This window comes from Luteimonas padinae (assembly GCF_014652935.1).
In the GTDB taxonomy this organism is placed as follows: Bacteria; Pseudomonadota; Gammaproteobacteria; order Xanthomonadales; family Xanthomonadaceae; genus Luteimonas; species Luteimonas padinae.
Genome location: NZ_BMZT01000002.1, coordinates 155538 through 181395 on the forward strand (window position 1 = coordinate 155538; position 25858 = coordinate 181395).

Below are 25858 nucleotides of genomic sequence, written 5' to 3' on the forward strand. Positions count from 1 at the left end.
CCCGCTGCGTTTATGCTCGCGCAGGAAATTCCAGGGGGAACGGGCATGATGGCGCGGACGACCAGGTCACCATGCTGAGCGTAGGCATCGTGGTCACGGCGGCGGCGCTGTGGCTGGTGCTCCTGTTCGGGGTGGCCGTGTACGCCGAGCGCCACCCCGGCGCGCTGTCACGCCACTGGCGCCACGTCTACGCGCTGTCGCTGGCGGTGCACTGCACCTCGTGGACCTTCTACGGCACCGTCACCCAGGCCGCGCGCTACGGCTGGCCGCTGCCGCCGACCTTCCTCGGCGCGATCGTCTTCTACATCGTGGCCTTCGCCTTCATGGTGCGCCTGGTGCGGCTGGCGCGGGAGAGCAACGCCACCTCGATCGCCGACCTGATCGCCACCCGCCTGGGCAAGGACCCGTGGCTGGCGGCGGTGGTCACCCTGGTGGCGCTGCTGGGCATGGTTCCCTACATCGCGCTGCAGCTGAAGGCGGTGACGATGAGCTTCGCCACCCTGACCTCCAGCGCGGGCGTGGCGGACACGGTGGCGCCGTGGCGCGACGGCGCGCTGTACGTGGCGCTGGCGATGGCGGTGTTCGCGATGGCCTTCGGCACTCGCCGTGCCAGCGCCGCCGAGCACAACCGCGGTCTGGTCATGGCGATGGCCTTCGAATCGGTGTTCAAGCTGCTGGCGATGCTGGCCCTGGGTGCGCTGGTCTGGTTCGGCCTGGGCGAGTTCGACGTCGTGGCGCCGCCGCGCCCGCCGGAGCCGGTGGGTGGCTTCATCCCGCTGGTGCTGCTGGGCGCGCTGGCGATGTTCATCCTGCCGCACCAGTTCCACGTCGGCGTGGTCGAATGCCGCGACGAGCGCGACGTGCGCACCGCGCGCTGGCAGTTCCCGCTGTACCTGGTGCTGATCGCGCTGCCGACCCTGCCGCTGGCGCGCGCCGGCACCGCGCTCCTGGGCGACAGCGTGCCGGCGGACATGTACGCGCTGGCGCTGCCGGCGGCGCTGGGCCACCACGGGCTGGCGCTGTTCGCCTTCCTCGGCGGCCTTAGCGCGGCCACCGGCATGGTGGTGGTCAGTACCCTGGCGTTGAGCCTGATGATCGGCAACCACTGGTTCGCGCCCGGCCTGCTGCGCGGTGCCTGGGCCGCGGGCCGCGACGGCGGCGACCATCGCGGCGCGCTGCTGGCGTTGCGCCGCGGCGGCATCCTCGCGGTGATGCTGATGGCCTGGGCCTACAGCCGCGTGATCGGCGGCAGCGAGGCGCTGGCCGACATCGGCGCGGTCTCGTTCTCGGCCCTGGCGACGCTGGCCCCGGCGCTGTTCTGCGCGGTGTGGCGCACGCGCACGCCGGCGACGGCGGCGGCCTGGGGCGTGGTCGCGGCGTTCCTCGCTTGGGCCTGGGTGATGCTCTCGCCGATGCTGGTCGAGCTGGGCGGCGGCGACGGCGCCTGGCTGTACGGCGGGCCGTGGGGAGTTGCCTGGCTGGCGCCGGAGAGCATCTTCGGGCTGACCGGCTGGAGCCGCCTGGGACGCGCGGTGGGCGTGAGCCTGTTCGCGGGTGCCGCGGTCACGCTGTCGCTGTCGGCCTGGCTGTCGGCGCCGGACCGCGACGTGGCCCGCGGCTCCGACCTGCGCACCCTGCGCCATGCCGGCCGCCGCTTCCTGCCGGCGCGTGCGGTGGATGACCTGCTGCGCGGCGCGCCTTCCAGCGGCCCGGTGCCGTCATCGATCGAGGCCCGCTTCGAACGCGAACTGGCCGCGGTGCTGGGCAGCGCCTCGGCGCGCCTGCTGCTGGACGCCGCGCGCCGCGAGGCCGGGCCCGACCTCGACACCGTGGCCGAGATCGTCGGCGAGGCCTCGCAGGACCTGCGCTTCAACCAGCGCGTGCTGGAGGCGGCGCTGGAGAACATGAGCCAGGGCATCAGCGTGGTCGATCGCGAGCTGCGCCTGGTGGCCTGGAACCGCCGTTACGCGGAGCTGTTCGGCTATCCGCAGGGGCTGCTGCGCATCGGCGTGCCAGTGGCGGAGCTGGTGGCGTACAACCTGGGCCGTGGGCTGGTGGCGGGCGTGGACGGACGCGTCGATGCCGAGGCGGAGAAACGACTGCGACACATGCGCGCCGGCACGCCCTACGTCAGCGAGCGCGTGTTTCCCGACGGTGGCATCGTCGAGATCCGGGGAAACCCGATGCCCGGCGGTGGCTTCGTCGCCACCTTCACCGACGTCACCGACTTCCGTCGCGCCGAGGCCGAGCTCAAGCGCAGCAACGAGACGCTCGAGCAGCGGGTCGAGGAGCGCACCGCAAGCCTCGACCAGGCGCGGCGCGAGGCGGAGCGGGCCAACGAGGCCAAGAGCCGCTTCCTGACCGCGGTCGGCCATGACCTGCTGCAGCCGCTGCACGCCGCGCAGCTGTTCACCGATGCGCTGGGAGAGCAGGTGGCGGGTAGGCAGCGCGCCCAGCTGGGTCAGATCCGCGGCGCGCTGGACTCGACCACCGACCTGCTGACCGGCCTGTTCGACATGGCGCGGCTGGAAGCGGGCGGCCTGGTGCCGCAGCCGCGCGATTTTCCGCTGACCGAGGTGCTGGAGCCGCTGGCCTCCGAGTTCCGCGCACTGGCCGGCGACCGCGGCCTGCGCTTCGACCACGTCGCAAGCACCGCCTGGACCCACAGCGACCCGCAGCTGCTGCGCCGCGTGCTGCAGAACTTCCTCGCCAATGCGGTGCGCTACACGCCCGATGGCCGCGTGCTGCTGGGCCTGCGTCGCGCCGGCGGGGCGCTGCGGATCGAAGTGCACGACACCGGGCCGGGCATCGAGCCCGCGCAGCAGGCGCTGATCTTCGAAGAGTTCCGCCGCGGCGAAGGCGTGGGCGGGCAGGGCCTGGGCCTGGGGCTGGCGATCGCCGAGCGCATCGCGCGCCTGCTGGGCTCACGCGTGGCGCTGCGCAGCCGCCCCGGCGTGGGCACCGTGTTCTCGATCGCGCTGCCGGCCGTGCGCGCGCCGGCGCAGGCGTCCGCGGCACCCGCCGCTCGCGCCGGGCTGGCAGGTGCCCACGTGCTCGTGCTCGACAACGACCCGCTGGCGCTGGGTGCGCTCGCGCAGCTGCTGCGCGGCTGGGGCTGCAGCGTGGACGAGGCCGCCGACGCCGAGGCCGCACTGGCCGCGCAGGCGGCGCGTCCGGCCGATCTGTGGCTGCTCGACTACCACCTCGACGACGGCGACACCGGCATCGAGGCGTGGCGGCGGCTGTCGGCGCGGCACGGCGCGGTGCCGGCGCTGGTGCTCAGCGCCGACGCCACCGATACGGTGCGTCGCGAGGTGGCCGAGCACGGCCTGGGCCTGCTGCAGAAGCCCGTCCGGCCGCTGGCGCTGAAGTCGATGCTGGGGCGGATGCGGATCACGCGCGGGGCCGCGGACTGATCCACGGGCCCGGCCGCCTACAATGAGCGGCTTTCCGCCTGCCGCAGTACCGATGCCCTACACCCCGATCCTCGCGACCCTCGGCTACGTGCTCTCGCCCGACGGCAGGCGCGCGCTGATGATCCACCGCAACGCGCGCCCCGGCGACCAGCACCTGGGCAAGTACAACGGCCTGGGCGGCAAGCTCGAGGCCGCCGAGGATGCGCTGGCCGGCCTGCGCCGCGAGCTGCGCGAGGAGGCCGCGATCGAGTGCACGCGCATCGAACTGCGCGGCACCATCAGCTGGCCGGGCTTCGGCAAGCAGGGCGAGGACTGGTTCGCCTTCGTCTTCCTGGTCACGGAATTCAGCGGCACGCCGCCAGCGTCGAATCCGGAGGGCACGCTGGAGTGGGTCGATGTCGAGCGCATCCTCGAGCTGCCGCTGTGGGAGGGCGACCGCCACTTCGTGCCGCTGGTGTTCGACGGGGATCCGCGGCCCTTCCATGGCGTGATGCCGTACCGCGACGGGCGCATGCAGTCCTGGTCGTACTCGCGCTGAAAGAGCGGCCGGCGGCACAGGTGCGCGCCGTCAGCCATGCGTCGCGGACTCAGGTGCTGGCTTCGACCTGCCGCGCCGGATCACTGAGTTCGAGTCCTCGCAGGACCACGCCCGCCTGCGTGCGGTTGCGCACCCCGAGCTTCTCGAAGATCGCCGACAGATGCGCCTTCACCGTGCGCTCCTGCACGTCCAGGCGGTCGGCGATCTGCTTGTTGAGCAGGCCCTCGGCGACCAGCGCCAGCACGCGGAACTGCTGCGGCGTCAGGCTCGCCAGCCGCGCGGCGAGGTCGGCGTCGCCGGGTGCGGATTCGGCGCGCGCCACCGCGCCGCGCAGCGCCGGCGGCAGCCATTCCTCGCAGGCGAGCACGCTGCGGATGGCGTCGCGCATCTCGTCCAGCCCGGCGCTCTTGGGGATGTAGCCGGCGGCGCCGTGGTCGAGCGCGCGGCGCACCACCTGCGGGTCCTCGTTGGCCGACACCAGCACCACCGCCACCGCCGGGAACTGCGCGCGGATCGCGGCCAGGCCGGCCAGGCCGTGGTTGCCGGGCATGTGCAGGTCCAGCAGCACCAGGTCGATGTCCGCGCGCGACTCCAGCGCGGCCAGGGTGTCGTCCAGCGTGCCGGCCTCGATCACGGCGGTGCCGGCCTCGGCCTCCACCGCGGCACCGCGCAGGGCGGCGCGGAACAGCGGGTGGTCGTCGGCGATGAGCAGGGTGGCCATGGCGCGCGCGGGGTCGCTTACTGCGTGGTCCAGCCGCCGTCGACCGGGAACGAGGCGCCGGTGACGTTGTGCGCCTCGCGGCGGCACAGCCAGGCGGCCAGCGCGCCGATCTCGGCGGGGAGCGTCATGCGCAGGCTCGGCTGCTTCTCGGCCACCAGCGCGCGCACGCCGTCGTCGCGGCTGCCGCCGTTGCGGCGGGCCTCGATCTGCGGCTCGATCAGCGGCGTCTCCACCCAGCCCGGGCAGATGCAGTTCACGGTCACGCCGCCGCTGTCGCGGCTGCCTGCGGCGGCGTACTCCAGCGCCGCCACCTTCGACAGGCCGACGATGCCGTGCTTGGCGGCCACGTAGGGCGCCTTCTCCTTCGAAGCCACCAGGCCGTGCACCGAGGCGATGTTGACCACGCGGCCGTAGCCGCGCGCGGCCATGCCCGGCAGCGCCGCGCGCATGGTGTGGAAGGCGGCGCTGAGGTTGATGGCGATGATGTCGTTCCACTTGCCCACGGGCATTTCCGCCAGCGACGCGGTGTGCTGGATGCCGGCGTTGTTGACCAGCACATCGATGGGGGACCAGGCGTCGATCCCGGCCATCATCGCGGCGATGGCGTCGGGGTCGCGCAGGTCGGCGTTGAAGTGGCGGGCGTCCTCGCTGCCGGCCTTGCGCACCGCGTCGAGGGCGGCATCGACCTGCGCCTGGTCGCCGAGGCCGTTCACCGCGATGCGAGCGCCGGCTTCGGCCAGCGAGCAGGCGATGGCCAGGCCGATGCCGGAGGTGCTGCCGGTCACCAGCGCGGTGCGGCCGGAAAGGAAGGTGTCGGTCATGGCGGCCCGTGGGCAGCGGTGGGGGCCGCCACGGTAACAAATCCCTGCTTCGCTTCCCTGCGTACAAACGTACGATGCCGCCGCCACGGGCGACTGCTACGGTGCAGGGCATTCCCGGTACCCTGAGGTGGCTTCCGTGCGCCAGAACCTGCACCACACCCCGACCGCGCCGCGGGCGCTGCTGCTCGCCGCCGCGACCCTGGCGCTGGCCACGCTCGCCGGCTGCGCGGCGACTCCCGATCGCAGCGCGGCCGAGGCCGGTGCGGCGGCCACGGAGACCCTGATGTTCGAACACGCGCGCAGCAGCATCCACCGCGACGGCGACGACCTGCTGACCGCCGGCCTGGGCATCGACGGCCTGCGCCAGATGGTGCCGCCGGCCTTCGCCGACGCCGAAGCGCCGACCGTCGCCGAACTCCGCCGCCGCGCACTGTGGAGCAGCTGGCGCGGCATCGCCGACCTCGGCCCCGGCGGCGGCTACGGCACGCTGTACGGCAGCGTGGCCCAGGTGCCCGGGCGCGAGTTTTCGGCCTATGCGACCGTCCCCGGCGCGAAGCACCCGCACCGCGTGCTGGTGCAGCTGCCCGATGCCTTCGACGCCGCGAAGCGCTGCGTTGTGGTGACCGCGTCGTCGGGTTCGCGCGGCATCTACGGTTCGATCGCCGTCGCCGGCGCCTGGGGCCTGCCGCGCGGTTGCGCGGTGGCCTATACCGACAAGGGTGCGGGCAGCGACTACTTCGATCTCGACGCAGGCCTGGGCTTCGGCGCCGACGGCCGCGTGGCCGGGCGCGACGCTGCCGACCTCGCCTTCGCACCGGACGCGCCGGCGGCGGCGAAGGGCGTCGCCTTCAAGCACGCGCACTCGAAGGACAATCCCGAGGCCGACTGGGGCCGCCACGTGAAGCAGGCCGCGGAGTTCGCGCTGCACGCGCTGGACGAGGCTCTGCCCGAGGAAGCGCCCTTCACCTTCGACAACACCCGGGTGATCGCCGTCGGCATCTCCAACGGTGGCGGTGCGGTGCTGCGCGCGGCGGAGCTCGAGGGCGACTGGCTCGACGCCGTCGTCGCCGGCGAGCCCAATGTGTACGTCGACGCGCCCGGTGCGCGCACGCTCTACGACTACACCACCGAGGCCGCGCTGCTGATGCCCTGCGCGCTGTCGGCCGTCGACAACCTCCCGCAGCCGCCGCTGCTCGACCAGGTGAAGCCGCTGTACGCCGCGCGCTGCGCCTCGCTGGCGGCGGAGGGCGTGCTGTCGGGCGCGGACACCGCCGCGCAGGCGCGCCAGGCCCGCGACCTGCTCGAGGCCGCCGGCTGGACCGCCGAGGCGCTGCGCGCCGGCGCGCTCTCCGCGGGCTTCGACCTGTGGCGCGCGGTGGCCGCGACCTATGCCAGCGCCTACGGCCGCTACGGCGTGGGCGAGGGGCCGTGCGGATTCTCCTTCGCCGCCCAGGGCAGCGACTTCGTGCCGCGCCCGGCCACCGCCGCCGAGCGCGCGGCCTGGTGGCCGGATGCCAGCGGCATCCCGCCGGGCTCGGGCGTGGGCCTGGTCGATGCCGGCATCGCGCCGCCCGACCTGACGCTCAAGGGCCTGCAGTGCCTGCGCGGCCTGTGGACGGGCGAGGGCACCGACGCCGACCGCGTGCGCGCCGGCATTGCCGCCACCCGCGCCGCGCCGCCGCGCGAAGGCCTGCCGGTGGTGGTGGTGCACGGCCTCGACGACGGCCTGATCCCGGTCGCCTTCAGCAGCGCGCCCTACGTTGCCCACGCGCGCGCCGCCGGCCGCGACGTGCGCTACTGGCAGGTGCGCAACGTGCAGCACTTCGACGGCTTCCTGGCGCTGCCCGACTACGGCGCGCGCTACCTGCCGCTGCTGCCGTATGTCTACGAGGCGCTGGAGCGGGTCGACGCGCACCTCGACGGCGCGGCGCTGCCGGCCGACGCCGTGATCGACGCGACGCCGCGCGGAGCGGCGGCGCTGGAGGCCTCGCACCTGGTCATGCCGCGCTGAGCACGCCCGTCCTGGCCGGGCCGCCCGGCCGCGAGCGGTGCGTGCACATTGCAACCGCGTCCACGCCGGGTTTGGCATGCTGGATGCCTTCGCGGCCACCGGAACGCCCATGACCCGCCAGCGCCACTTCTCGATGCTCCGCGACTTCCACCTCGCGGACTGGTTCACCCTCGCCAACGCCTTCTGCGGCACCGGCGCGATCTTCGCGGCGATGCGCTACCTGCAGGAGGGCGGCGTCCGCGACCTGCTGCTGGGCATGGCGCTCATCCCGCTGGCCTTCGTCTTCGACGCCTTCGACGGGCGCATCGCGCGCTGGCGCAAGGTGGCCTCGACGCTGGGCCGCGAGCTGGATTCGCTGGCCGACGTGATCTCGTTCGGCGTCGCGCCCGCTGCGCTCGGCTATGCCTGCGGCCTGCAGGGCGGCTGGGACTGGGTGGTGCTGAGCTGGTTCGTCGGCTGCGGCGTCAGCCGCCTGGCGCGCTACAACGTCACCGCCGAAACGCTGGCCGACGGCGGCGACAAGGTGAAGTACTTCGAAGGTACGCCGATCCCGACCAGCGTCGCCATCGTCGGGCTGCTGGCGGTGGCCGCGTGGCAGGGCGCGATCGGCGACGCGATCTGGTTCGGGCAGTGGCAGCTCGGCCCCTGGCAGCTGCATCCGCTGGTGCTGGTGTACGCGCTGTCGGGCTCGCTGATGATCAGCAAGACCCTGCGCATCCCTAAGCCCTGAGCCGGCGCTGGCGCCGCCATGCGCGGTTGCTATGATCGGGCCAGGCGGACGGAGGCGGGCGATGCAGGGCAATCCACGGGACGATTTCGAGTCGCTGGCGCGGCGCTACTGGGCTGCATGGGGCGACGCGCTGCGCGCCGCGGCGCCGGGCATGGGCGCGATCCCGGGCATGGGCGGGCCGCACGTGCCGCCGCCGGGCGTCGAGGCCTGGCAGGATTCGCTGGACTGGTGGGCGCGGCTCGCGCACGGCGGCCGCGCCGAGGCCGACGACGCGGTCGGCCATTTCAACCGCCAGGCGCGGCAGTGGTACGCGCGCATGCAGGAGGTGGCGGCGCGGTTCGCCGGCCAGGAGAACAACGCGGTGGACGTCGCGCGTGCGTGGAAGGAAGCGCTGGGCGCCGCCGGCGAGAACCCGTTCCCGGAGATGCTGCGCAGGCTGCGCGGCCACGGCCTGCAGGGCCTGGAGCAGTGGGTCGAGGACGCATCGCCCTGGCTGCAATCGATGCGCGACGAAAGCGCCTCCTGGCTGCGCATGCCGGCGTTCGGCGCCGGCCGCGAGCACCAGGAGCGCATGCAGCAGCTGGCCGGGCACATGGCCGAGTATCAGCAGGCGTCCAGCGCCTATGCCGCGCTGATGGCCAAGGCGCAGCAGGAGGCGTTCCTGATTTTCGAGAACCGGCTGATCGACCACGAGGAGCCGGGACGTCAGCTGCAGTCGGCGCGCGCGCTGTTCGATCTCTGGATCGATGCCGCCGAGGAGGCCTATGCGGAGATCGCGCTGTCGCCCGAATTCCGCGAGGTCTACGGCCGGCTGGTGAACGCGCAGATGCGCGTGCGCGCCGGCGTGCAGCGCATGGTGGAGGACGCCAGCGCGCTGCTGGGCATGCCCACGCGCAGCGAGCTCGATGGCGCCCACCGCAAGCTGGCGCAGCTCGAGCGCGAAGTGCGCAGGCTGCGCGATGTGCTGGCCCGTCCGCCGCGGCCTGAAGGCGTGCGTCGGCAGTCCGGGGATCCGCCGTCGCAGACCGGGGCCGGCACGTCGCCAGGAACCCGGGCCCGGTCAGTGTCGAAGCGGGGCGGAGGCGCCAGCGCTGCCGGGGAGCGCGCCTCGCGGAAGCCCATGCGTGCCGGAACCACGACGGGGGCAACGCGGCGCGCCCCGACCGCCCCGGCCGCGACAACGCGGCGTAGCACCGCGGCGGCGGCTCCAGGCACCGGCACAGCCGCCCGCGCGCCGAAAGCGCCTGCGAAGCGCGCGTCGTCCGCACGCAGCGGCTTCGGCGGCGCGATCTCCGGCGCCGTGCCGCGCGCCCCGGAACCGATCGCGAAGAAGGCCGCGAAGGATGCGAAGGCAGCGAAGCGAGCGAAGTCAGCCGTGAAGAAGTCCTCGGGGAAGACGGCCGGAAAGTCCGCGGGCAAGTCCGCGAAGAAGGGGAAGCGCTGACATGTACGGTCCGCTCAACATCACTCCCGCGGGGCTCGCCGAAGAAGCGATGCGCCTGCAGCAGAAGCTCGCCGCCGGCCTGCAGGTGCTGCGCGAGGTCGACGACGTCGACTTCGGGGCCACGCGGCGCGAGGAGGTCTGGCGCGACGGCAAGGTCGTGCTCTACCGCTTCATCGGCGAGCGCAGGCCTACGGCCGAGGTGCCGCTGCTGATCGCCTACGCGCTGGTCAACCGGCCATACATGGTCGACCTGCAGGACAACAAGTCGCTGGTGCGGCAGCTGCTCGCGCGCGGCCAGGACGTCTACATCATCGACTGGGGCTATCCCGACCGCTCCGACCGCTTCCTCGACCTCGAGGACTACATCGAGCGCTTCATCGGCGGCGCCGTCGACCACCTGCGCGAAGCGCATGGCGTGGACGCGGTCAACCTGCTCGGCATCTGCCAGGGCGGCGCGTTCTCGCTGAGCTACGCCGCGCTCAACCCGGAGAAGGTGCGCAACCTCATCACCATGGTCACGCCGGTGGATTTCCACACGCCGGACAACATGCTGTCGAACTGGACGCGCGGCATGGATGTCGACCTCTTCGTCGACACGCTGGGCAACGTGCCGGCCGACCTGATGAACATGTGCTACCTGACGCTGAAGCCCTGGCGCCTGTTCGTGCAGAAGTACGTCGGCATGGCCGACATCCTTGACGACCGTGCGGCGATGGAGGACTTCCTGCGCATGGAGAAGTGGATCTTCGACTCGCCCGACCAGGCCGGCGAGGCCTTCCGCCAGTTCATCGCCATGTATTACCAGCGCAACGGCTTCGTCGAGGGCGGCATCGAGATCGGCGGCCGCGAGGTGCACCTGGGCATGGTCGAAATGCCGGTGCTCAACATCTACGCCGAGCAGGACCACCTGGTGCCGCCGTCGGCGTCGAAGCCGCTGCGCGGGCTGGTCGGCACTGACGACTACTCCGAACTGTCCTTCCGCGGCGGGCACATCGGCATCTACGTCTCCGGCCGCGCGCAGAAGGAAGTGCCCGACGCGATCCACGGCTGGCTGGCGCAGCGATGAACGTGGAGCGTCCCCGGCTTGCCCGTCCGCTCGACGACCGCGTGCTCGCCGGCGTCGTCGGCGGCATCGCGCGCCGCTTCGGCTGGAGCTCGACCCTGCTGCGCGTGGTCTACGTGGTGGCCTCGGTGCTGTCGGCCGCATTCCCCGGCATCCTCGTTTACCTGGTGCTGTGGTTGCTGATGCCCGAGGACGGTTGAGCGCGCTGCGGCGCGCGGCGCGCCTTGTCGCCGGCGTCCTCGGCCTGGCGTGGACGCTGCCCAACACGCTGGTGGGCCTGGCCGTCGGACTGGCCGCGCTGCCATTCGGCGCCCGCATGCGCCTGCGCGGCCCCGAGCTCGCCCTCGTCTTCGACGGCGTGCCCTGGGGACCCGGCGGCGCGCTCACCCTGGGCAACGTCATCCTGCACACCGGCGACAGCCTCGACCGCGACTGCCTGACCTACGCCCATCGGGCGGGCCTGTGCGAGCAGCCCTCGGTGCGCCTGGTCGACCACGAGCGCGCGCACGTGCTGCAGTACATGGCGCTGGGGCCCTTGTTCCTGCCGCTGTACTTCCTGTGCGGCGGCATCGGCGTGCGCAACCGCTTCGAGCGCGCCGCCGACCGCTACGCACTCACCGGCCGCGGCTGGTGGCCATGGCCGCGGCCGCCGATGGACGGTCGCGTGGATTGACGTCGAGCTAACGGCGACTCCGGTAAGGTCGCAACCGTCGAAGAAAAAGCCGGACGGCCCGACAGCCCAAGGCAATCGCTTCGACGACGAGAGGCTCAGCCGCCCGGGAACATCCCGGACGACTGGGCCTTTCATATGTCCACAGCAGGGCCGCGACCTCGGGTTGACCCGATGCTTCGAGCCCCCCGCGAAGCGCTACTCTGGCGATTCCCGGAGGGCAGCCGCCAATGAACCGATTCTTCCTGCGTGACGGTCGCAGCGCCTGGTCGCTGTTCGTGCCGATCCTGCTCGCCGTAGCCTCCGGCATCCTGCTGGCCGACATCGTGCGCCACGTCGCCGGCGCGACCTTTGCCGAGGATGACGAGCCCGCGGCAGCCGTTGCATCGGCGGCGCGCGACGCGGACGAAGGTGAAGCGGAGCCGGAGCCCGCAGCGGACGACGCGGCCGTGGTGACCGTCGGCCAGAGCAGCGGCGGCGACGTCGTGCTGCTGCCCGGCCCGATCGCGGCGATGCGCGACGGCGCGGAGCGCGCCTGCATCAACGACACCATCGCGCTGCGCCGGCCGAACGGCTGGGAGCAGGGCCTGGAACACAGCGCGCCGCTGCGCTGCCGGGCCAGTTCGCCCTGACGGGGGCCGCGCTTCAGCCAGCGTGCTCCCGCATGCCGGGATTCGACAGGCCCGAATCCAGCGGCACCAAGGCAAGGCTGTCACCCAGGACACGGCCCGCGGGTCCGAAACGCCGTTCGACGAAGACGGCAGCACCGCCGCCCACCACGACCAGCGTGCTGCAGCGGGTGCCGTAGGCCTCGCCGCGGACGAAGGGTGGGGAGAGCATGCGTTCGAGCTCCAGTCCCACCCCGGTGTCGGGCAGCAGGGCGTCCGGCGCGACCGCGGTGTCGGCGAGCGCGTCGAACAGCGGCTCGAACGCGTCGATCGTCCGCGGAGGCTCGACCAGGCCGGCCATCGGGCGCAGCCAGGCATCGAGCGCCCGCGTCGCCGCCGTGCTCTTCGGCCACGGTGCGTCGAAGGCGCCGTTCGACATGGCGTGGATGCCGGGCGCCACATCGGCGTGCCCGGTGCGGGGATGGTTGCTGGCATGCACAAGCGAGGCGCCGTCCCAGAACAGCGCGTTGAAGGGGCCGTGGCCATCGCTGGCGGCGGGGCCTGCGGCGAAGGCCCTGGCGGACAGGTTGCCACGCACGAAATCGCGCACGAGCCATCCCCGTGAACGCGGATATACGCCAGCGGCATGGCCGTCGCGCACATTGGTGACCGCCGCCAGCCGACCACGCCCGGACACCTGCAGCCAGCCGCCACCCTGCACGAGGTCGCGTCCGCCGTAGACCGCAGGCGCGTCGGGATCGGGGGCGGCACTTGCCGTGGGACGGGCGTGGAATTCGTCGCGGTTTGCGGCGATGACGAGGGGCCAGCGTGGATGCTGGCGCCAGGCGAGCGCGATCAGGCACATGCGGCCATCGTAGTCGCAGGAGTCGCCCGGTGCGCGAAAGAGGTTTCCGGCCCAGCACCGTGGCCAGTGGCCACGGCCGTACGTCCCTGTAGGCGGCGCTCCGTCCGTTGGTGCGCTGTGCTGCCGGTCAGGACATGATGCGGACGAAGGCCCGGCGACGGTATCGGCGCTGGCCCCGTCGCGGGGTCAGAAAAATCCTACGCTGGTGCCGGAAGAGGGACTCGAACCCTCACGCTTTTAAGGGCGGCGGATTTTGAGTCCGCTGCGTCTACCGATTCCGCCATTCCGGCGCGGGCGCCAAGTATAGCGGCAGCGGATGCTCAGGCCGCTTCGTCGGTGCGCAGGGTGCTGTCCATGCGCAGGTGCCATTCGCCGGATACCGCCTCGAAGCGCGAGCACTGCTCCAGCGGCCCCTCGTACACGTGCAGCGACACCGCGATGGCGCTGGAGTCGGCATTGCGGATCGTGTGGTACTCGTGCGGCGGGATCAGGCTGCCGGCGCTGCCGGGCCCCGCCTGCATGCCGCCGGCCGAGCGGAAGCGGAAGCGGTCGCCGTCGCGCTCCAGCAGCTCGAACTGGGTGATTTCCAGCTCGCCTTCCCAGACCCCCTCGACGCACCAGCAGCCGGCGTGGTCGTGGATCGGGGTGCCCTGGCCCGGGCCCCAGGTCATGGCCACCACGCTGTAGCCGTGTTCCGGGCTGCGATAGAGCTCGCGGCGCGCGTAATGGTCCTCGATCGGCTGGTGCACGCAGTCGGGCAGGCGCACGCCGGGGTCGCGGATCAGCTCGCACAGCACCCCGCGCAGCGCCGCGGTGACCGCGCGGCAGTCGCCGGCCGCCAGGGCCTGGTCGATGCCCGCCAGCAGGCGCTCGCGGCCGGGGAACGGGACGTCGGGGAAGGCGCCGCCGGCGCGATCGCTGGGCTTGCTCATGGCGTCGAGTGTACGACGGCCCGTCCGCTGCCCGCGCCGCGGCGCAGCATCCCCGGCGCGCAGCGCCCCGGTGCGGGACTCACAGCGCCGCCAGGAAGCCGCCGATCGCGGGCGAGAAGCGCGCGAAGTCCACCAGGAACGCGTCATGGCCCTGGGGCGACTCCAGCGGCAGGAACTCCGCCGCCGAGCCCCCGGCGCGCAGGCCGTCGGCGATCTCCTCCTGTTGCTGCAGCGGGAACAGGATGTCGGTGTGCACGCCGATCGCCAGCGCGCGCTCGACCCGGATCTTCGCCAGGCCTTCGGCCGTGGTGCCGCCGCAGGATTCGCCGATGTCGAACCAGTCCATCGAGCGGCTGAGGTAGAGGTAGCAGTTGGGATCGAAGTTGCGCACGAAGCGGCGCGCGTGCGCCTCGAGATAGCTTTCGACCTCGAACTCCAGGCCGAAGGGATCCTCGTCGTCGCGGCGGTCGGAGTCCAGGCGCACGCGGCCGAAGCGGCCGTCCCACTCCAGCGCGGAGCGGTAGGTGATGACGCCGAGCTTGCGCGCCATGCGCATGCCGCTTTCGGGGTAGCGCGCGTCGTCGTAGTCGCCGTTGTTCCAGTCCGGATCGAGGCGGATGGCTTCGCGCTGCAGCGAGCGGATGGCGATCGAGAACGGCAGCGCGCGCGCCGCGCCCGACACGTTGACGTGGCTGCGCGCGATGCCGGGATGCCGCGCCAGCAGCGCCAGTGCCGCCATCCCGCCCATCGAGTTGCCGATGACGCAGGCCAGACGCTCGATCCCCAGCGCACGCACCACGTGCGCGGCGGCGTCGGCCACGTCCTCGATGGAGACATCGGGGAAGGCGAGCCGGTACGGCTGGCCGGTGCCCGGATCGATCGAGGCCGGACCGCTGGAGCCCTTGCAGCTGCCCAGCGAGTTCACGCAGACCACGTGCCAGCGCGTGGTGTCCACCGCCTTGCCCGGACCGACGATGGCCTCCCACCAGCCGGCTGCCGGATTGTCCTCGCTGGCCGCGGCGTGCGCGTCGGGGGACAGCCCGGTCAGGATCAGGATGGAGTTGTCGCCGGCGGCGTTGCGGCGGCCCCAGGTCTCGTAGGCGATGCGGCCCTGCGGCAGGACGCCGCCGCGCTTCATGGCGAAGCCGGCGGGCAGCTCGATCCAGCGCGTGCCGGGCGGGATGAATTCGGTCATGCCGTCAAGTCTAACGGCGACGGCCGTGGCGCCGGACAGGGTCGCGGCCCCCGGAGGCACCGCGTCACTTTCCGCCCAGCACCAGCTCCACGACGCCGTCGTGGGGCAGCGATACCGTGACCGGTGCCGACTCGATGTCGCCCGCGCTGCGCTCCACCGTGCCGCCGGCGGAGATCCGCGCCGATACCAGGGCGGTGGCGAGCTGCGACAGCGCCTGCGTCGGCATCGGGCTGTCGCTGTCGTCGAGCACGATGTCCAGGGGCAGGGCGGAGACTTCGTGGCGCTCGGCGGCCACGGGCATCGGCGGGCCGTCGGGCGCGCGCGCCATCACGAACACGGTGCCGCGGCCGCCCAGGCGCTCGGCGACGCCCGGCGCCAGGCTGATGCGCACGCGCAGGCCGGGACCACCCGTGGTCGCCACCGCCGGGGCGTTGCCGGCCGTCGCCGCGGTGCCCGCGCCCGCGGTAGCGGCCTGGGCCGCAGGGGGCAGGCCGGCAGCCGTGCGTGCCGCGGCGATCTGGTTGCGCAGGCTGGCCGCGGTGGATGGATCGACCTCCGGCAGCAGTGCCTCCCAGGTCGCGGCCGCTTCGGCATCCTGGCCGCGCTGGCGCTGGGCAACGCCGATGAACCAGCGCGCGCGCTGGTTGGATGGCTGCAGGGCGACCGCGCGCTCGAGCAGGGCCAGGGCCTCGTCATCGAACAGGTTCTGCGAATGCGCCTGGGCGCTGGCCTGGGCCAGTTCCACCATCAGCGCCGGTTCGTCGGGCACCAGCGCCTGCGCCTTCGCGTAGGCGTCGCGCGCACCGGCATGGTCGCCCTGGACCGACAGCGAACGCGCCAGCAGGGCCCAGCCTTCCGGCTGCTGCGGATTGCGCTCCAGCTCCGCCCGAAGCTCGGCGACGGCTTCGGCGAACTGCGCGGGATCGGCGTGGGCGGTGGCGTCGAAACCATCCGCGGACGGCGCGCGGACGGCGGGATCCAGCGCAGCCGGCGTGCCCAGCAGCTGGTACAGGCCGACTGTCAGCAGCGGCACCGCCGCGAGCAGCACCAGCCAGGTGCGCGGCGAGCCGCGCCGCAGCGGCGCCACCACCAGGGCGGTGGCCAGCAGCGATACGAACAGGACCGTGAGCAGGAAGACGCTGGCCATCACCACTCCTGTCCGTCGTCGACGGGATCGAGCGCGGCGCGGTTGCCGGCGGCGCGCCTGCGCACGACGACGACCACCACCGCCGCGCCGGCCAGCAGCACCACCGCCGGGCCCAGCCACAGCAGCAGGGTGCCGCCGCCGAACTGCGGGCGGTAAAGCACGAACTCGCCGTAGCGGTCGACGAGGAAGGCCTTGATCTCGGCGTCGCTGCGGCCTTCGCGCATCAGGTTGAACACTTCGCGGCGCAGGTCGTGGGCGATCGGTGCGTCGGAATCGGCTAGCGACTGGTTCTGGCACATCACGCAGCGCAGTTCGAGGGTCAGCTTGTGGAAGCGCTGCTCCTCCGCGCGGTCGTGGAATTCCAGCGGCTGTGCCGGGCGCGTGACCTGGGCGCGCGCCGGCGCGGGCGCGATGGCGAGCGCGCCGGCCAGCAGCAGCGTCAGGGCCGCGCCGAGCAGCATGGCGATCGGAAACGATGCCGGTCGCAGATTCATCCGCCGCCCTCCATCGCTTCGACCATCGGCGCCAGCACCTCGTCGACGAGCTCGTCGCTCAGCGGGCCGACGTGCTTCCAGCGCACGATGCCGTCGGCATCGACCAGGAAGGTCTCGGGTGCGCCGTAGATGCCCCATTCGATCGCCGCGTCGCTGTCGTAGTCGGCGATCACGACCCAGTAGGGATTGCCGAACTGCTCAAGCCAGCGCAGCGCGTCCTCGGGCTCGTCCTTCCAGTTGTAGCCGACCACGCGGATCTTCTTCGTCTCGGCGTAGCGCGCCAGCACCGGGTGCTCGACCTGGCAGGCCGGGCACCAGCTGCCCCAGACGTTCATCAGGTAGGGCTTGCCGCGCAGGTCCCCACTGCCGATGCGGTAGCCGGGATCGTGCAGGACCGGCAGCGAGAACTCCGGCGCCGGCTTGCCGATCAGCGGTGAGGGCAGTGATTCGCGGTCGGGGCGGTCGGAGCGGCTGACGCCCCAGCCGAGCAGCACCAGCAGCAGCACGAAGCCGCCGACCAGCAGTGCGGCCAGCAGCCCGCGCCCGCCGGAAGGGGCGGTTCCAGGCGCGTGTGGAGTGTTCATCGCGGCTCCTCCTTCGCCTTCAGCGGCAGGCGGAAGCGGCGGTCGGTGGCCGCGATCACCCCGCCCAGTGCCATCAGCAGCGCGCCGGCCCAGATCCAGCGCACGAAGGGTTTGATGTGCAGGCGCACGGCCCAGGCGTCGCCGCCCAAGGGCTCGCCCAGGGCCACGAAGACGTCGGCGCGCACGCCGGCGTGGATGCCGGCATCGGTCATCACCTGGCCGCCGCTGGCGTAGGCGCGCTTTTCCGGGTGCAGCAGCACCAGCGGCTTGTCGTCGTGGAAGACCTGCACGTGCCCGCGGTCGGCGATGTAGTTCGGGCCCTGGACGCGCTCGACGCCGTCGAAGCGGAAGGCGTAGCGGCCGATGGTCTCGCTGGCGCCCGGCGACATCGGCACTTCGCGCAGCACGTTCTGCGCCTCCACCAGCAGGGCGCCGACCAGGAACACGGCGATGCCGAGATGGCCCAGCACCATGCCCAGCATCTCGGGCGTGAAGGCGCGGCCCTTGGCGCGGATGCGCGTCCAGGCGAAGCGCAGCGTGCCCAGGCCCACCCAGGCGGCGGCGAACACCCCCAGGCCGGACTTGATCGCACCCTGCGGCGCCTTGAACCAGGCGACCACGCCCAGCAGCAGGGCCAGGCCCAGCCAGGGCGCGAGCAGCGCGAAGGGCTTCGAGGCCTGGTCCTGCTGCCAGCGCGTCAGCGGGCCGAAGGGCACCAGCAGCACCAGTGGCGCCATCAGCACCAGGAACAGGGTGCCGAAATAGGGCGGGCCGACCGACACCTTGCCCAGGTCCAGCGCATCGGCGATCAGCGGATACAGCGTGCCCAGCAGCACCATCGCGCAGGCCGAGGCCAGCAGCAGGTTGTTGACCAGCAGCAGGGTCTCGCGCGACGAGGCGGCGAAGGGCTTGCCCTGCGCCAGGCGCGGTGCGCGGGTGAGGTAGACCAGCAGCGCGCCGCCGATCACCGCGCCCAGGAAGACCAGGATGAACAGGCCGCGCGAGGGATCGGCGGCGAAGGAGTGCACGCTGGTCAGCACGCCCGAGCGCACCAGGAAGGCGCCGAGCAGCGACAGCGAGAATGCGGCGATGGACAGCAGTATGGTCCAGCTGCCGAAGCTGCCGCGCTTCTCGGTGACCGCCTGCGAATGGATCAGTGCCGCGCCCACCAGCCAGGGCATGAAGCTCGCGTTCTCGACCGGATCCCAGAACCACCAGCCGCCCCAGCCGAGCTCGTAATAGGCCCACCAGCTGCCCATGGCGATGCCCACGGTGAGGAAGGCCCATGCGATGTTGGTCCAGGGCCGCGACCAGCGCAGCCAGCGCGCATCGACCGCGCCTTCCAGCAGCGCGGCCAGCGAGAACGCGAACGGCACCACGAAGCCGATGTAGCCGATGTACAGCAGGGGCGGATGGATGATCATCCCCGGGTCCTGCAGCAGCGGATTGAGGTCGTGGCCCTCGGCCGCCGCCGGCAGCAGGCGTTCAAAGGGGTTCGAGGTGAACACCATGAACGACAGGAAGCCGACCGCGACCAGGCCGATCACGCCCAGGGCGCGCGCGCGGAAGCTCCAGGGGATGCTGGCCGAAGCCACGGCCACCGCGGCGTTCCAGGCCGCCAGCATCAGCGACCACAGCAGCAGCGAGCCCTCGTGCGAGCCCCAGACCGCGGTGTAGCGGTAGATGAGCGGCAGCAGCGAATTGGAGTTGTCGGCGACGTACTTGACCGAAAAATCCTGCAGCACGAAGGCGAGTGTCAGCAGGACGTATGCGGCCAGCACCAGCACCAGCTGCGCGAGGGCGGTCGGGCGCGTGACCGCGGCGAGGTCCTGGCGGCCGCAGGCGGCACCGACCAGGCCGGCAAGCCCCTGCACGACGGCGAACGCGAGCGCGAGCGCGAGCGCCGCCTGGCCGACCTCGGGCAGCATCAGCGCGGGCCTTCGGCGACTGGCGCGGGCACGTCGACGTTGTGCTTCTCGTGAGCCAGGCCCATCTTGTCGGCCACTTCCTTGGGCACGTAGGTCTCGTCGTGCTTGGCCAGCACGTCGTCGGCGACGAAGGTACCGTCGGCGCGCATGCGCCCGGTGGCGACCACCGACTGGCTCTCGCGGAACAGGTCGGGAAGGATGCCGGAATAGACCACCGGCAGCAGCGCGTCGCCGTCGCTGACCATGAAGCGTGCCTCCATCGAACCCGGCGGGCGTTCGAACGAGCCCTTGGCGACCATGCCGCCCAGGCGGAAGCGGCTTGCGCCGGAGGCCACGTCGGCGCCCGCGCGGCCGTCGAGCACCTCGGCCGGCGTGAACAGGTAGGCGACGTTGCGCTGCAGCGCCATGGCCACGAGCACCGCCACCAGCGAGGCGGCGGCGACGATGGCGAGCACGAACCAGAAGCGCCTGCGGCGGGTGGGATTCATCGACCAAGCTCCGTGGGGGCTGCACTGCGGGCGGGACGCGCGGCGCGGCGCGCGGCCAGCCTCCGCGCGGCGCGCAGCTGGCGCGCGATGGCCAGGCGCGGGACGACGTAGTCCCAGGCCAGCATCAGCACGAACACCGCATAGGCGGCTACGACGTATTCGCGATAGCTCATTTCACGCTCTCGGTGATCCGGCGGACCCAGTCCTTGCCGGCTTCGCGCTGCAGGTTGTCGGCGCGCGCGCGCGCCAGCAGGGAGCCGGCGAACCAGAGCTTGGTGCCGACCAGCATCCACACCAGCGGCGGGATCATGCTCGGGTCCATCGAGGATTCGCCGAACACGCGGATGGTCTGGCCCTGGTGCAGCGAGTTCCACCACACCACCGAGTAGCGGATGATCGGCAGCATCACCACGCCCACCAGCGCCAGCAGGCCGGCGGCGCGCGCGGCGGTGCGGCGGTCGTCGATGGCGTGGTACAGGCCGATCACGCCCAGATACAGGAACAGCAGCACCAGTTGGCTGGTCAGGCGCGGATCCCAGTCCCACCAGGTGCCCCACATGGGCTTGCCCCAGATCGAACCAGTGGCGAGTGTGACGAAGGTGAAGGCGGCGCCGATCGGCGCACAGGCCATGGCCAGGATCTCGCACAGCTTGATCCGCCAGACCAGGGCGATCGCGGAGTACAGCGCCATCAGCCCGAACACCATCAGGCTCATCCAGGCCGCGGGCACGTGGATGTAGAGGATGCGGAAGCTGTCGCCCTGCTGGTAGTCGGCGGGCACCTGGAACAGCGCGCCGTACACGCCCCAGGCCATGACCAGCAGGCCGAGCCCATGGCCCCAGGGGGCCCAGCGGGCGGCGAAGCGGTCGAAGTAGGGCGGTGAGCCCAGCTGGTGGAACCAGCGGATCACCGGATTCATGTCGGACATCGGTTTTCGCTGGCAGGAGGTGGGCAGGCCGCGGATTGCCTGCTCAGGGCCTCGGCGGACGCCCTCGGCGCGCGTCAGCGCATTGTTTCAGGTTTGGCCCTCCGGGCCAAGCGAGCGGGATGGCCGGTGTGGCCATCCCGCCGAAGCGACGGACGCGCGTGCTCAGGGCGTCAGGTTGATCGTGCCCTTCATCAGGGCCGAATGGCCGGGGAAGGTGCAGAAGAACGAGTAGGGGCCGCCGTCGAGCCTGGACACCGGGAAGGTCACCGAGGTGCTCTCGCCGCCGCCGACCAGGGGCGAAGCGGCGATCACGCGGGCGTCGCCGGCCTTGACATAGTTGCTGGCGACACCGGCCTTGATGCCGTCGCTGTCGATGCCCTTGATGTCGGCGGTCGCGGCGACCACCACGTTGTGGCCCATCGCGGCCTTGGGCAGCTTGCCGACGTGCTTGAGGTTGATGGTGAAGTCCTTGCAGCTCTTGCTGACGTCGATGCTGGCGACGTTGAACTTCATCATGTCGTTGCCCTCGATGTCGACCGAGCAGGTCGCGGCCATCGCGGCAGGCGCGCCCAGCATGAGCGACGAGGCGAGGAGGATCTTGCGAAGCATGTCGTGTCTCCGGAATGGATGATGGTGCAAGTGTAATTGCAAATACAGTTTATCCGCAACGAGCCGAACGCCGCCTGAGCGGTCTCAGCGCGGCAGAGAGGAGAGCCACGCGGCCAGTGCTTCGACGCTGGCCTTGTCCAGGTGCTTCGCGGCCCCGCCCATGACGAAATCCGTGGTCAGATTGGTGTGCTTCCCGTCCTGGTACTCGCCGATCCGGGTGATCAGGTAGGCGTCGCGCTGCCCGCGAAGCGCCGGATAGGCGGCGTAGGGCGTGAAGCCGGCGGCGTCGACCTCGCGGGCGCGGGGGTGGCCGCGCGCATCGGCGCCGTGGCAGGCCTGGCAGGGCGGAATGCCCGCGGAGGGGTCTCCGTGCAGGTAGAGCTGCTCGCCACGCGCCAGCAGCGCCGGGTCGCGCGGCTCTTCGGCGTCCTCGCCCGGCTCCGGCGGGCTGCCGGCGTAGGGCAGGCTGGCGTAGTAGAGCGCCAGGTCGCGCATGTCCTGCTCGTCGAGGTTCTCCACGGCCACCGCCATCACCGTGCCGCCGAAGCCGGCGTCCTTGAACTTCACCAGCTGCCAGTACATGTAGTCGGCGCTCTGGCCGGCGATATCGGGGTAGATGGGGACCACCGAAGTGCCGTCCTGCCCGTGGCAGGCGCTGCACAGCTCCGACTTTTCCTTGCCGCGCGCCGGGTCGCCGGTGATCGGGGTGATGCGCCTGAGGTCGAAGTAGCGGGGGCCGTCGGTTGCCACCTGTGCTTCTTCGGCGGTTGCGTCGGCTTCGGCATCCGTGGCACCGGCATCCTGTGCGGGCGCGGTCGCGGCGGCCAGGAGGGTGATCGTGGCGGCCAGCGCCAGCAGGCCCGCCCGCGCGTGCCGGCCCGTCACGCGCCGGCTCACAGCCGCACCTCCAGCATCGCGCCGACCATATTGACCGAATAGCCCGAAGGGCCGCTGTCCAGGTACACGCGGTTGGAGGTTACCAGTCCTTCCTCGAAGCCGAAGTAGTGCCAGTCGGCGAGCTTCGCCGTTTCATAGGTGTCGAACAGGCGCAGGTCGATGCGCGGGTGGAGCGGGATCGTCCAGGTGACACTGAAGCTGTTGACCCGGTGCGTCATCGGCGAGAAGCCGTTGCCCGCCAGCGCCGCGAGCGCCGGATACGCAAGCGCGTCGGCCGAGTCGAAGCGGTAGCCGGTTTCGCCGCGCGAGTCGCTGTAGTTCCAGCCCAGGTCCAGCTGGCTGCGCTCGAAGCGCCGGCTGAAGTTGATGCCGGCGTAGTAGTTGCGCTGGTCGTCGTCCACCCACCAGCGGCCGGCGTCGAGGTAGCTGTCGCCGCCAAGAACGGGATCGTTGCCGAAGGCGGCGAGCTCGTTGACGTTGGCCACGCCCAGCTCCGAGCGGTCGTAGCCCAGGAAGACGTTGGCGGTGGTGCGCTCGTCGGGCTGCCAGTCCCAGGACAGGCTGGCGCCGAGGCTGTCGTAGTCCTGGCGGCCGAAGTCGGCGTCGTAGTCGTTCCAGTCGCCGCGCAGGGTGCCCGACAGGGTCTGGTTGGCGGGCAGCGCGAGGGTCGCGATCAGGGTCGCCTTGTGCTGTTCGCGGTCACCCACGTCGTACTTGCGCAGCCCGGCGACGGTGTGCGGCGGCAGGTTGCCGTCATCGACGAAGCCGGGCAGGTCGGTGGAGTAGGTGAAGTGGTAGGGGTCGTAGTTATAGTCGCTGCCGGAGCGGTCCAGGTAGGAATAGTTGGCGCGCAGGGTCACGTCGTCGATCGCGCGGCTGCTCCAGGTGAGCTTGACCAGGGTGTCCTCCTGGCGCTCGACTTCGCGGTGGTCGCGGTCGGTGCGGGTGAAGGTCAGCGAGGCGCCAAGGGTGTTCTTGTCGTTGACGCGCCAGTCGACCGCGGCATGGGCCTCGAGGATGTCCTTGTCCAGCGGGAGGTTGCGCACGCGGGTCAGCACGCTCGGGAACAGCACCGGGTCCCAGACGCCCATTTCCAGCGGAACCGAACTGCCCTGGGCGCCGTTTTCGGCGATGTAGCCATACTGGCCGGTGAGCGGGTTGTAGGCGAAGTAATCGCCCTTGTAGTCCTGGCGGTGGTACTTGAGGTTGCCCTGCACGGTCACGCGGTCGGCCGGCTGCAGGACCAGTCGCGCATTGACCAGGGTGCTGTCGATCTTCAGGTCGGCGCTGCGCTGCGAGAGCGCGGCGGTGGTGTTCCAGTCGGAGCAGTCGAAGGCGAACGGCGCCACGGTCAGGCCGAACTGGTTGCCGCTGGCGCAGTTCATCGGTGCGAGCAGGTCGTCGTCCTGGCGCGAGGTCGAGTACGAAGCGGTGAGGCTGAACTGGCCGTTGCCCTCCAGCTTGCGCGTCGCGGTGGCGCGGATGTTGTGATAATCGTTCTCGGGCTCGTAGGCGAACTCGCCCAGGGTCAGCGGGAAGTTGTCGAAGCCCGGCACCAGCGCCGCGAACCCGAACGGCACTTCGTAGCTGAAGCGGCGGCTGCCGTTGCGGAACATCGAAGCGCTGTAGCCGACGTCGAAGTTCCATTCGTTGCCCGCATAGCGCAGGCCGCCGTTGAAGTTGAAGGTGCTGTCGTCGATCGGACGCGGCGTCTCGTAGGCGCCGCCCAAGCCGGGGGCGATGTAGGCGAAGAAGAACGGGCCGCCGAACGGTCGCGCACCCTCGCGCTGCTCGTGGCTGGCGCCGAAGTAGGCGCTCAGCTGTCGGCTGAACATGTAGCTGCCCGACAGGCCGAACTTGTCGCGCACGACCTTCAGCACCTGGGGCGAGGTGCCCGCGGAAACAGCGGCGACTTCGGCATGGGTGCTGCCGCCGGGCGTCAGCCCCGACTTCAGGGCGAGGTAGTCGCTGCCCACGCCGTCCCAGATCGAGCGCGCCGCGCCGCTGGTGACGTTGGGCTGGCTGCGGCCGAAGGCTTCCAGGCGGAAATGGCCGGCACGGCCCCAGGTGGCCTTGACGTACTGGTTGTCGGAATTGATCCGGCTGCCGCGCACGTCGACATGGCTGCCGTCGGCCGGTCGCGTGTAGGCCAGCGAAAGACGCGCGACGAGGCCGTCGGACCAGTCGTTGAAGCGCAGCCAGTTCGTGTTGTTCTCGTCGTTGATGTGGATGTAGCCGACACCGAGGCTGCCCGAGAACAGCCAGCCCCCGTCGAGCTCGCGCGGCTGGCCGAAGTCCGGCACGCAGGGATACAGGTGCCCGCTGGGCGTGCGCTTGCGTGCGGCGGTCAGCCAGCTCATGCCGTCGGCGGAACAGCCGCTGGCGGCGGTGCCTGAGGGGTCGAAGGCATTGCCGAGTTGCAGATCGACGCCGACGCCACTGTCCTGCGCCACCGCCGGGAAGGCGAGGGCGCCCAGCAGCGCCAGGGCCAACGGGTGGCGGCGTGCGATCGTGCGGTTACGAGGGCTCATGGTGTGACCTCCTGCGCGTCGTCCGCGCCGCTACTTGTGCAGCCGCGGGCCTGATGGGTGGTTGGATCCGTGCACCTGTGAATGGCAGGTCAGGCAGCCGCGTGCCATCAGGCGCTCGTCCGGCGCACCGCCGCCCGGCAGCGACGTGCTCGTCAGCAGGTCGTTGGGATGGCGGACGTGCGAATGGCATTGCTGGCACAGGAAGGGCACCGGCGCGACCAGTAGCGACTGCTGGTTGGAGCCGTGCGGCGAATGGCAGTTCAGGCAGCTGTCGCGGACCGGCGCGTGTTCGAACAGCATCGGGCCGCGCTTCTCGGCGTGGCACTGGTAGCAGGTTTCGTTGACCGTGTCGGTCTTGAGCAGGGTCGCGTTGATGGTGCCGTGCGGGTTGTGGCAGTCGGCGCAGCTCATCTGGCCCTCGGGCAGCGGCATGTGCGAGCGGCGGTCGAACTGCTGGCGGATGTCGCGATGGCAGCCGGCGCAGGTTTCGCTGATCGACTGCTTGGCCAGCAGGCCTTCGCTGGAGAGCTTGGCCATGGGGTTGTGGCAGTCGCTGCAGGAGAGGTCGTTGCGCTGGTGGACCGAGCCGGCCCACTGGTCGCGCTGGCCGCCGGAGTGGCAGCCCAGGCAACTGGCGGCCTGGGTATCGACGCTGGTACCGCCGTCCTTGGTGAACGCGATGATCGAGCCCGGGGTGGTGGGCGACTCGATGTGGTTGGAGCCGCCGCCGTGACAGGACTCGCAGGTGGCAGTGCCGGGATCGGCCGCCAGCGCCGCGCTCATGCCCAGGGCATGGGCCGTGTGGGCGAAATTCGAGGTTTCCTGCGCATGGCAGGAGGTGCACACCAGCTCGCCGACCTGGCGGGCGTCGGGGCTGTCCGGGTTGTGCGCGACGGGCGCGTGGGCGAAGCCCGGCGCCGCATTGAAGCCATGCGCCGAGACCACCGGCTGTTCGCTGCCGAAGTGCGTGGACGGAAGGCGGCTCTCCGGCGACTGCTGGGCGGCGACCGGCGCAACCAGTCCGGCGCCCAGCAGGACGGCTGCTGCGAGCGCAACAAGACTTGCAAGGAAAACCCTCATCGCCCTCTCCCGGTGGCTGGCCCGACCCCTGCGGTCGGCTGGCGTGTAACTGGCGTTACGGCGATGTTGGGGGTGGATTCAGGCTTCGTCAAGCTGCACCGCCGCGACGCGCGGGTCGCGGGTCGTGGCGCAGGGCCGCGAGCGACGGCGCCGGGTGG

The 25858-nt window shown here is 71.6% G+C and carries 25 protein-coding genes and 1 tRNA gene; 9 read left to right on the top strand and 17 right to left on the bottom strand.

Going from position 1 to position 25858, the window contains the following annotated elements; all coding sequences use genetic code 11:
* The first annotated feature begins 71 nt into the window (after positions 1-71).
* Positions 72-3416 (top strand): PAS-domain containing protein, encoded by a 3345-nt coding sequence (locus tag IE168_RS02575; protein ID WP_189494928.1) that lies wholly within the window; start codon positions 72-74, stop codon positions 3414-3416.
* Positions 3417-3468: 52 nt separating this feature from the next.
* Positions 3469-3954, top strand: a complete 486-nt coding sequence (locus IE168_RS02580; RefSeq protein ID WP_189494931.1) for an NUDIX hydrolase — start codon at positions 3469-3471, stop codon at positions 3952-3954.
* A gap of 49 nt (positions 3955-4003) precedes the next feature.
* Here IE168_RS02580 and IE168_RS02585 read toward each other — a convergent pair whose 3' ends face one another.
* Both IE168_RS02585 and IE168_RS02590 read right to left on the bottom strand, forming a co-directional pair.
* On the bottom strand, positions 4004-4675 hold the full coding sequence (locus IE168_RS02585; RefSeq protein WP_189494933.1) for a response regulator: 672 nt from the start codon (positions 4673-4675) through the stop codon (positions 4004-4006).
* A 17-nt stretch (positions 4676-4692) separates the two neighbouring features.
* Positions 4693-5496 (bottom strand): 3-hydroxybutyrate dehydrogenase, encoded by an 804-nt coding sequence (locus IE168_RS02590; RefSeq protein WP_133001105.1) that lies wholly within the window; start codon positions 5494-5496, stop codon positions 4693-4695.
* 136 nt (positions 5497-5632) lie between these two features.
* Here IE168_RS02590 and IE168_RS02595 point away from each other — a divergent pair, with 136 nt between their 5' ends.
* The 7 genes from IE168_RS02595 (at position 5633) to IE168_RS02625 (ending at position 12046) form a co-directional block, all read left to right on the top strand.
* Complete coding sequence (locus IE168_RS02595; RefSeq protein ID WP_229823029.1) at positions 5633-7507, top strand: 3-hydroxybutyrate oligomer hydrolase family protein; 1875 nt, start codon at positions 5633-5635, stop codon at positions 7505-7507.
* Between the two features lie 109 nt (positions 7508-7616).
* Complete coding sequence (locus IE168_RS02600; RefSeq protein WP_189494935.1) at positions 7617-8237, top strand: CDP-alcohol phosphatidyltransferase family protein; 621 nt, start codon at positions 7617-7619, stop codon at positions 8235-8237.
* Positions 8238-8298: 61 nt separating this feature from the next.
* Positions 8299-9681 carry a class III poly(R)-hydroxyalkanoic acid synthase subunit PhaE gene (gene phaE / locus IE168_RS02605; RefSeq protein ID WP_189494937.1) on the top strand — a complete coding sequence of 461 codons (1383 nt, stop codon included), beginning with the start codon at positions 8299-8301 and terminating at the stop codon, positions 9679-9681.
* Between the two features lies 1 nt (position 9682).
* Complete coding sequence (gene phaC, locus IE168_RS02610; RefSeq protein ID WP_189494939.1) at positions 9683-10747, top strand: class III poly(R)-hydroxyalkanoic acid synthase subunit PhaC; 1065 nt, start codon at positions 9683-9685, stop codon at positions 10745-10747.
* Entirely contained in the window at positions 10744-10944 is a 201-nt protein-coding gene (locus IE168_RS02615) for a PspC domain-containing protein (RefSeq protein ID WP_189494940.1), read from the top strand. The genes phaC and IE168_RS02615 overlap by 4 nt, the downstream gene beginning before the upstream one ends.
* A 5-nt stretch (positions 10945-10949) precedes the next feature.
* Positions 10950-11417, top strand: a complete 468-nt coding sequence (locus IE168_RS02620; RefSeq protein WP_189495290.1) for a hypothetical protein — start codon at positions 10950-10952, stop codon at positions 11415-11417.
* Between the two features lie 227 nt (positions 11418-11644).
* Positions 11645-12046, top strand: coding sequence for a hypothetical protein (locus tag IE168_RS02625; RefSeq protein WP_189494941.1), 402 nt, complete (start codon positions 11645-11647; stop codon positions 12044-12046).
* Positions 12047-12059: 13 nt separating this feature from the next.
* On the opposite strand, the gene IE168_RS02630 is transcribed toward IE168_RS02625, so the two are convergent.
* The 15 genes from IE168_RS02630 to IE168_RS02700 form a co-directional block, all read right to left on the bottom strand.
* Positions 12060-12887, bottom strand: coding sequence for an NRDE family protein (locus IE168_RS02630; RefSeq protein WP_189494943.1), 828 nt, complete (start codon positions 12885-12887; stop codon positions 12060-12062).
* A gap of 203 nt (positions 12888-13090) precedes the next feature.
* Positions 13091-13177, bottom strand: a tRNA-Leu gene (locus IE168_RS02635).
* Positions 13178-13207: 30 nt separating this feature from the next.
* Positions 13208-13819, bottom strand: a complete 612-nt coding sequence (locus tag IE168_RS02640) for a cysteine dioxygenase family protein (protein ID WP_189494945.1) — start codon at positions 13817-13819, stop codon at positions 13208-13210.
* Between the two features lie 79 nt (positions 13820-13898).
* Positions 13899-15014 carry a homoserine O-acetyltransferase MetX gene (gene metX, locus IE168_RS02645; protein WP_189494947.1) on the bottom strand — a complete coding sequence of 372 codons (1116 nt, stop codon included), beginning with the start codon at positions 15012-15014 and terminating at the stop codon, positions 13899-13901.
* Positions 15015-15078: 64 nt separating this feature from the next.
* A complete protein-coding gene (locus IE168_RS02650) occupies positions 15079-16161 on the bottom strand; it encodes a tetratricopeptide repeat protein (protein ID WP_386660220.1) in 1083 nt (360 codons plus the stop codon).
* A complete protein-coding gene (locus tag IE168_RS02655; protein WP_229823030.1) occupies positions 16161-16655 on the bottom strand; it encodes a cytochrome c-type biogenesis protein in 495 nt (164 codons plus the stop codon). Before IE168_RS02655 ends, IE168_RS02650 begins: the two co-directional genes overlap by 1 nt.
* Positions 16652-17239 carry a DsbE family thiol:disulfide interchange protein gene (locus tag IE168_RS02660; protein ID WP_189494951.1) on the bottom strand — a complete coding sequence of 196 codons (588 nt, stop codon included), beginning with the start codon at positions 17237-17239 and terminating at the stop codon, positions 16652-16654. Before IE168_RS02660 ends, IE168_RS02655 begins: the two co-directional genes overlap by 4 nt.
* A complete protein-coding gene (locus tag IE168_RS02665) occupies positions 17236-19167 on the bottom strand; it encodes a heme lyase CcmF/NrfE family subunit (protein ID WP_189494953.1) in 1932 nt (643 codons plus the stop codon). Before IE168_RS02665 ends, IE168_RS02660 begins: the two co-directional genes overlap by 4 nt.
* On the bottom strand, positions 19167-19655 hold the full coding sequence (ccmE, locus tag IE168_RS02670; RefSeq protein ID WP_189494956.1) for a cytochrome c maturation protein CcmE: 489 nt from the start codon (positions 19653-19655) through the stop codon (positions 19167-19169). Before ccmE ends, IE168_RS02665 begins: the two co-directional genes overlap by 1 nt.
* Positions 19652-19828 carry a heme exporter protein CcmD gene (ccmD, locus tag IE168_RS02675; RefSeq protein WP_189494958.1) on the bottom strand — a complete coding sequence of 59 codons (177 nt, stop codon included), beginning with the start codon at positions 19826-19828 and terminating at the stop codon, positions 19652-19654. The genes ccmE and ccmD overlap by 4 nt, the downstream gene beginning before the upstream one ends.
* Complete coding sequence (locus IE168_RS02680) at positions 19825-20574, bottom strand: heme ABC transporter permease (RefSeq protein WP_189495294.1); 750 nt, start codon at positions 20572-20574, stop codon at positions 19825-19827. The genes ccmD and IE168_RS02680 overlap by 4 nt, the downstream gene beginning before the upstream one ends.
* 171 nt (positions 20575-20745) lie before the next feature.
* A complete protein-coding gene (gene azu / locus IE168_RS02685; protein WP_189494960.1) occupies positions 20746-21192 on the bottom strand; it encodes an azurin in 447 nt (148 codons plus the stop codon).
* 84 nt (positions 21193-21276) lie between these two features.
* Positions 21277-22089: a c-type cytochrome gene (locus IE168_RS02690; protein WP_189494962.1), complete on the bottom strand. Its 813-nt coding sequence runs from the start codon at positions 22087-22089 to the stop codon at positions 21277-21279.
* A complete protein-coding gene (locus tag IE168_RS02695; protein WP_189494964.1) occupies positions 22086-24620 on the bottom strand; it encodes an MtrB/PioB family outer membrane beta-barrel protein in 2535 nt (844 codons plus the stop codon). The genes IE168_RS02690 and IE168_RS02695 overlap by 4 nt, the downstream gene beginning before the upstream one ends.
* A gap of 30 nt (positions 24621-24650) precedes the next feature.
* A complete protein-coding gene (locus tag IE168_RS02700) occupies positions 24651-25700 on the bottom strand; it encodes a DmsE family decaheme c-type cytochrome (RefSeq protein ID WP_189494966.1) in 1050 nt (349 codons plus the stop codon).
* Positions 25701-25858: the final 158 nt, after the last annotated feature.

What these genes read in the sequence shown, in the direction of transcription:
- metX (WP_189494947.1), bottom strand. Translation starts at nt 15,014, where the DNA reads ATGACCGAATTCATCCCGCCCGGCACGCGCTGGATCGAGCTGCCCGCC.
- IE168_RS02575 (WP_189494928.1), top strand. Translation starts at nt 72, where the DNA reads ATGCTGAGCGTAGGCATCGTGGTCACGGCGGCGGCGCTGTGGCTGGTG.
- IE168_RS02615 (WP_189494940.1), top strand. Translation starts at nt 10,744, where the DNA reads ATGAACGTGGAGCGTCCCCGGCTTGCCCGTCCGCTCGACGACCGCGTG.
- azu (WP_189494960.1), bottom strand. Translation starts at nt 21,192, where the DNA reads ATGCTTCGCAAGATCCTCCTCGCCTCGTCGCTCATGCTGGGCGCGCCT.
- IE168_RS02680 (WP_189495294.1), bottom strand. Translation starts at nt 20,574, where the DNA reads ATGAATCCGGTGATCCGCTGGTTCCACCAGCTGGGCTCACCGCCCTAC.
- IE168_RS02695 (WP_189494964.1), bottom strand. Translation starts at nt 24,620, where the DNA reads ATGAGCCCTCGTAACCGCACGATCGCACGCCGCCACCCGTTGGCCCTG.
- ccmD (WP_189494958.1), bottom strand. Translation starts at nt 19,828, where the DNA reads ATGAGCTATCGCGAATACGTCGTAGCCGCCTATGCGGTGTTCGTGCTG.
- ccmE (WP_189494956.1), bottom strand. Translation starts at nt 19,655, where the DNA reads ATGAATCCCACCCGCCGCAGGCGCTTCTGGTTCGTGCTCGCCATCGTC.
- IE168_RS02660 (WP_189494951.1), bottom strand. Translation starts at nt 17,239, where the DNA reads ATGAACACTCCACACGCGCCTGGAACCGCCCCTTCCGGCGGGCGCGGG.
- IE168_RS02590 (WP_133001105.1), bottom strand. Translation starts at nt 5,496, where the DNA reads ATGACCGACACCTTCCTTTCCGGCCGCACCGCGCTGGTGACCGGCAGC.
- phaC (WP_189494939.1), top strand. Translation starts at nt 9,683, where the DNA reads ATGTACGGTCCGCTCAACATCACTCCCGCGGGGCTCGCCGAAGAAGCG.
- IE168_RS02700 (WP_189494966.1), bottom strand. Translation starts at nt 25,700, where the DNA reads ATGAGGGTTTTCCTTGCAAGTCTTGTTGCGCTCGCAGCAGCCGTCCTG.
- IE168_RS02585 (WP_189494933.1), bottom strand. Translation starts at nt 4,675, where the DNA reads ATGGCCACCCTGCTCATCGCCGACGACCACCCGCTGTTCCGCGCCGCC.
- IE168_RS02580 (WP_189494931.1), top strand. Translation starts at nt 3,469, where the DNA reads ATGCCCTACACCCCGATCCTCGCGACCCTCGGCTACGTGCTCTCGCCC.
- phaE (WP_189494937.1), top strand. Translation starts at nt 8,299, where the DNA reads ATGCAGGGCAATCCACGGGACGATTTCGAGTCGCTGGCGCGGCGCTAC.
- IE168_RS02665 (WP_189494953.1), bottom strand. Translation starts at nt 19,167, where the DNA reads ATGCTGCCCGAGGTCGGCCAGGCGGCGCTCGCGCTCGCGCTCGCGTTC.
- IE168_RS02625 (WP_189494941.1), top strand. Translation starts at nt 11,645, where the DNA reads ATGAACCGATTCTTCCTGCGTGACGGTCGCAGCGCCTGGTCGCTGTTC.
- IE168_RS02640 (WP_189494945.1), bottom strand. Translation starts at nt 13,819, where the DNA reads ATGAGCAAGCCCAGCGATCGCGCCGGCGGCGCCTTCCCCGACGTCCCG.
- IE168_RS02655 (WP_229823030.1), bottom strand. Translation starts at nt 16,655, where the DNA reads ATGAATCTGCGACCGGCATCGTTTCCGATCGCCATGCTGCTCGGCGCG.
- IE168_RS02630 (WP_189494943.1), bottom strand. Translation starts at nt 12,887, where the DNA reads ATGTGCCTGATCGCGCTCGCCTGGCGCCAGCATCCACGCTGGCCCCTC.
- IE168_RS02650 (WP_386660220.1), bottom strand. Translation starts at nt 16,161, where the DNA reads ATGGCCAGCGTCTTCCTGCTCACGGTCCTGTTCGTATCGCTGCTGGCC.
- IE168_RS02600 (WP_189494935.1), top strand. Translation starts at nt 7,617, where the DNA reads ATGACCCGCCAGCGCCACTTCTCGATGCTCCGCGACTTCCACCTCGCG.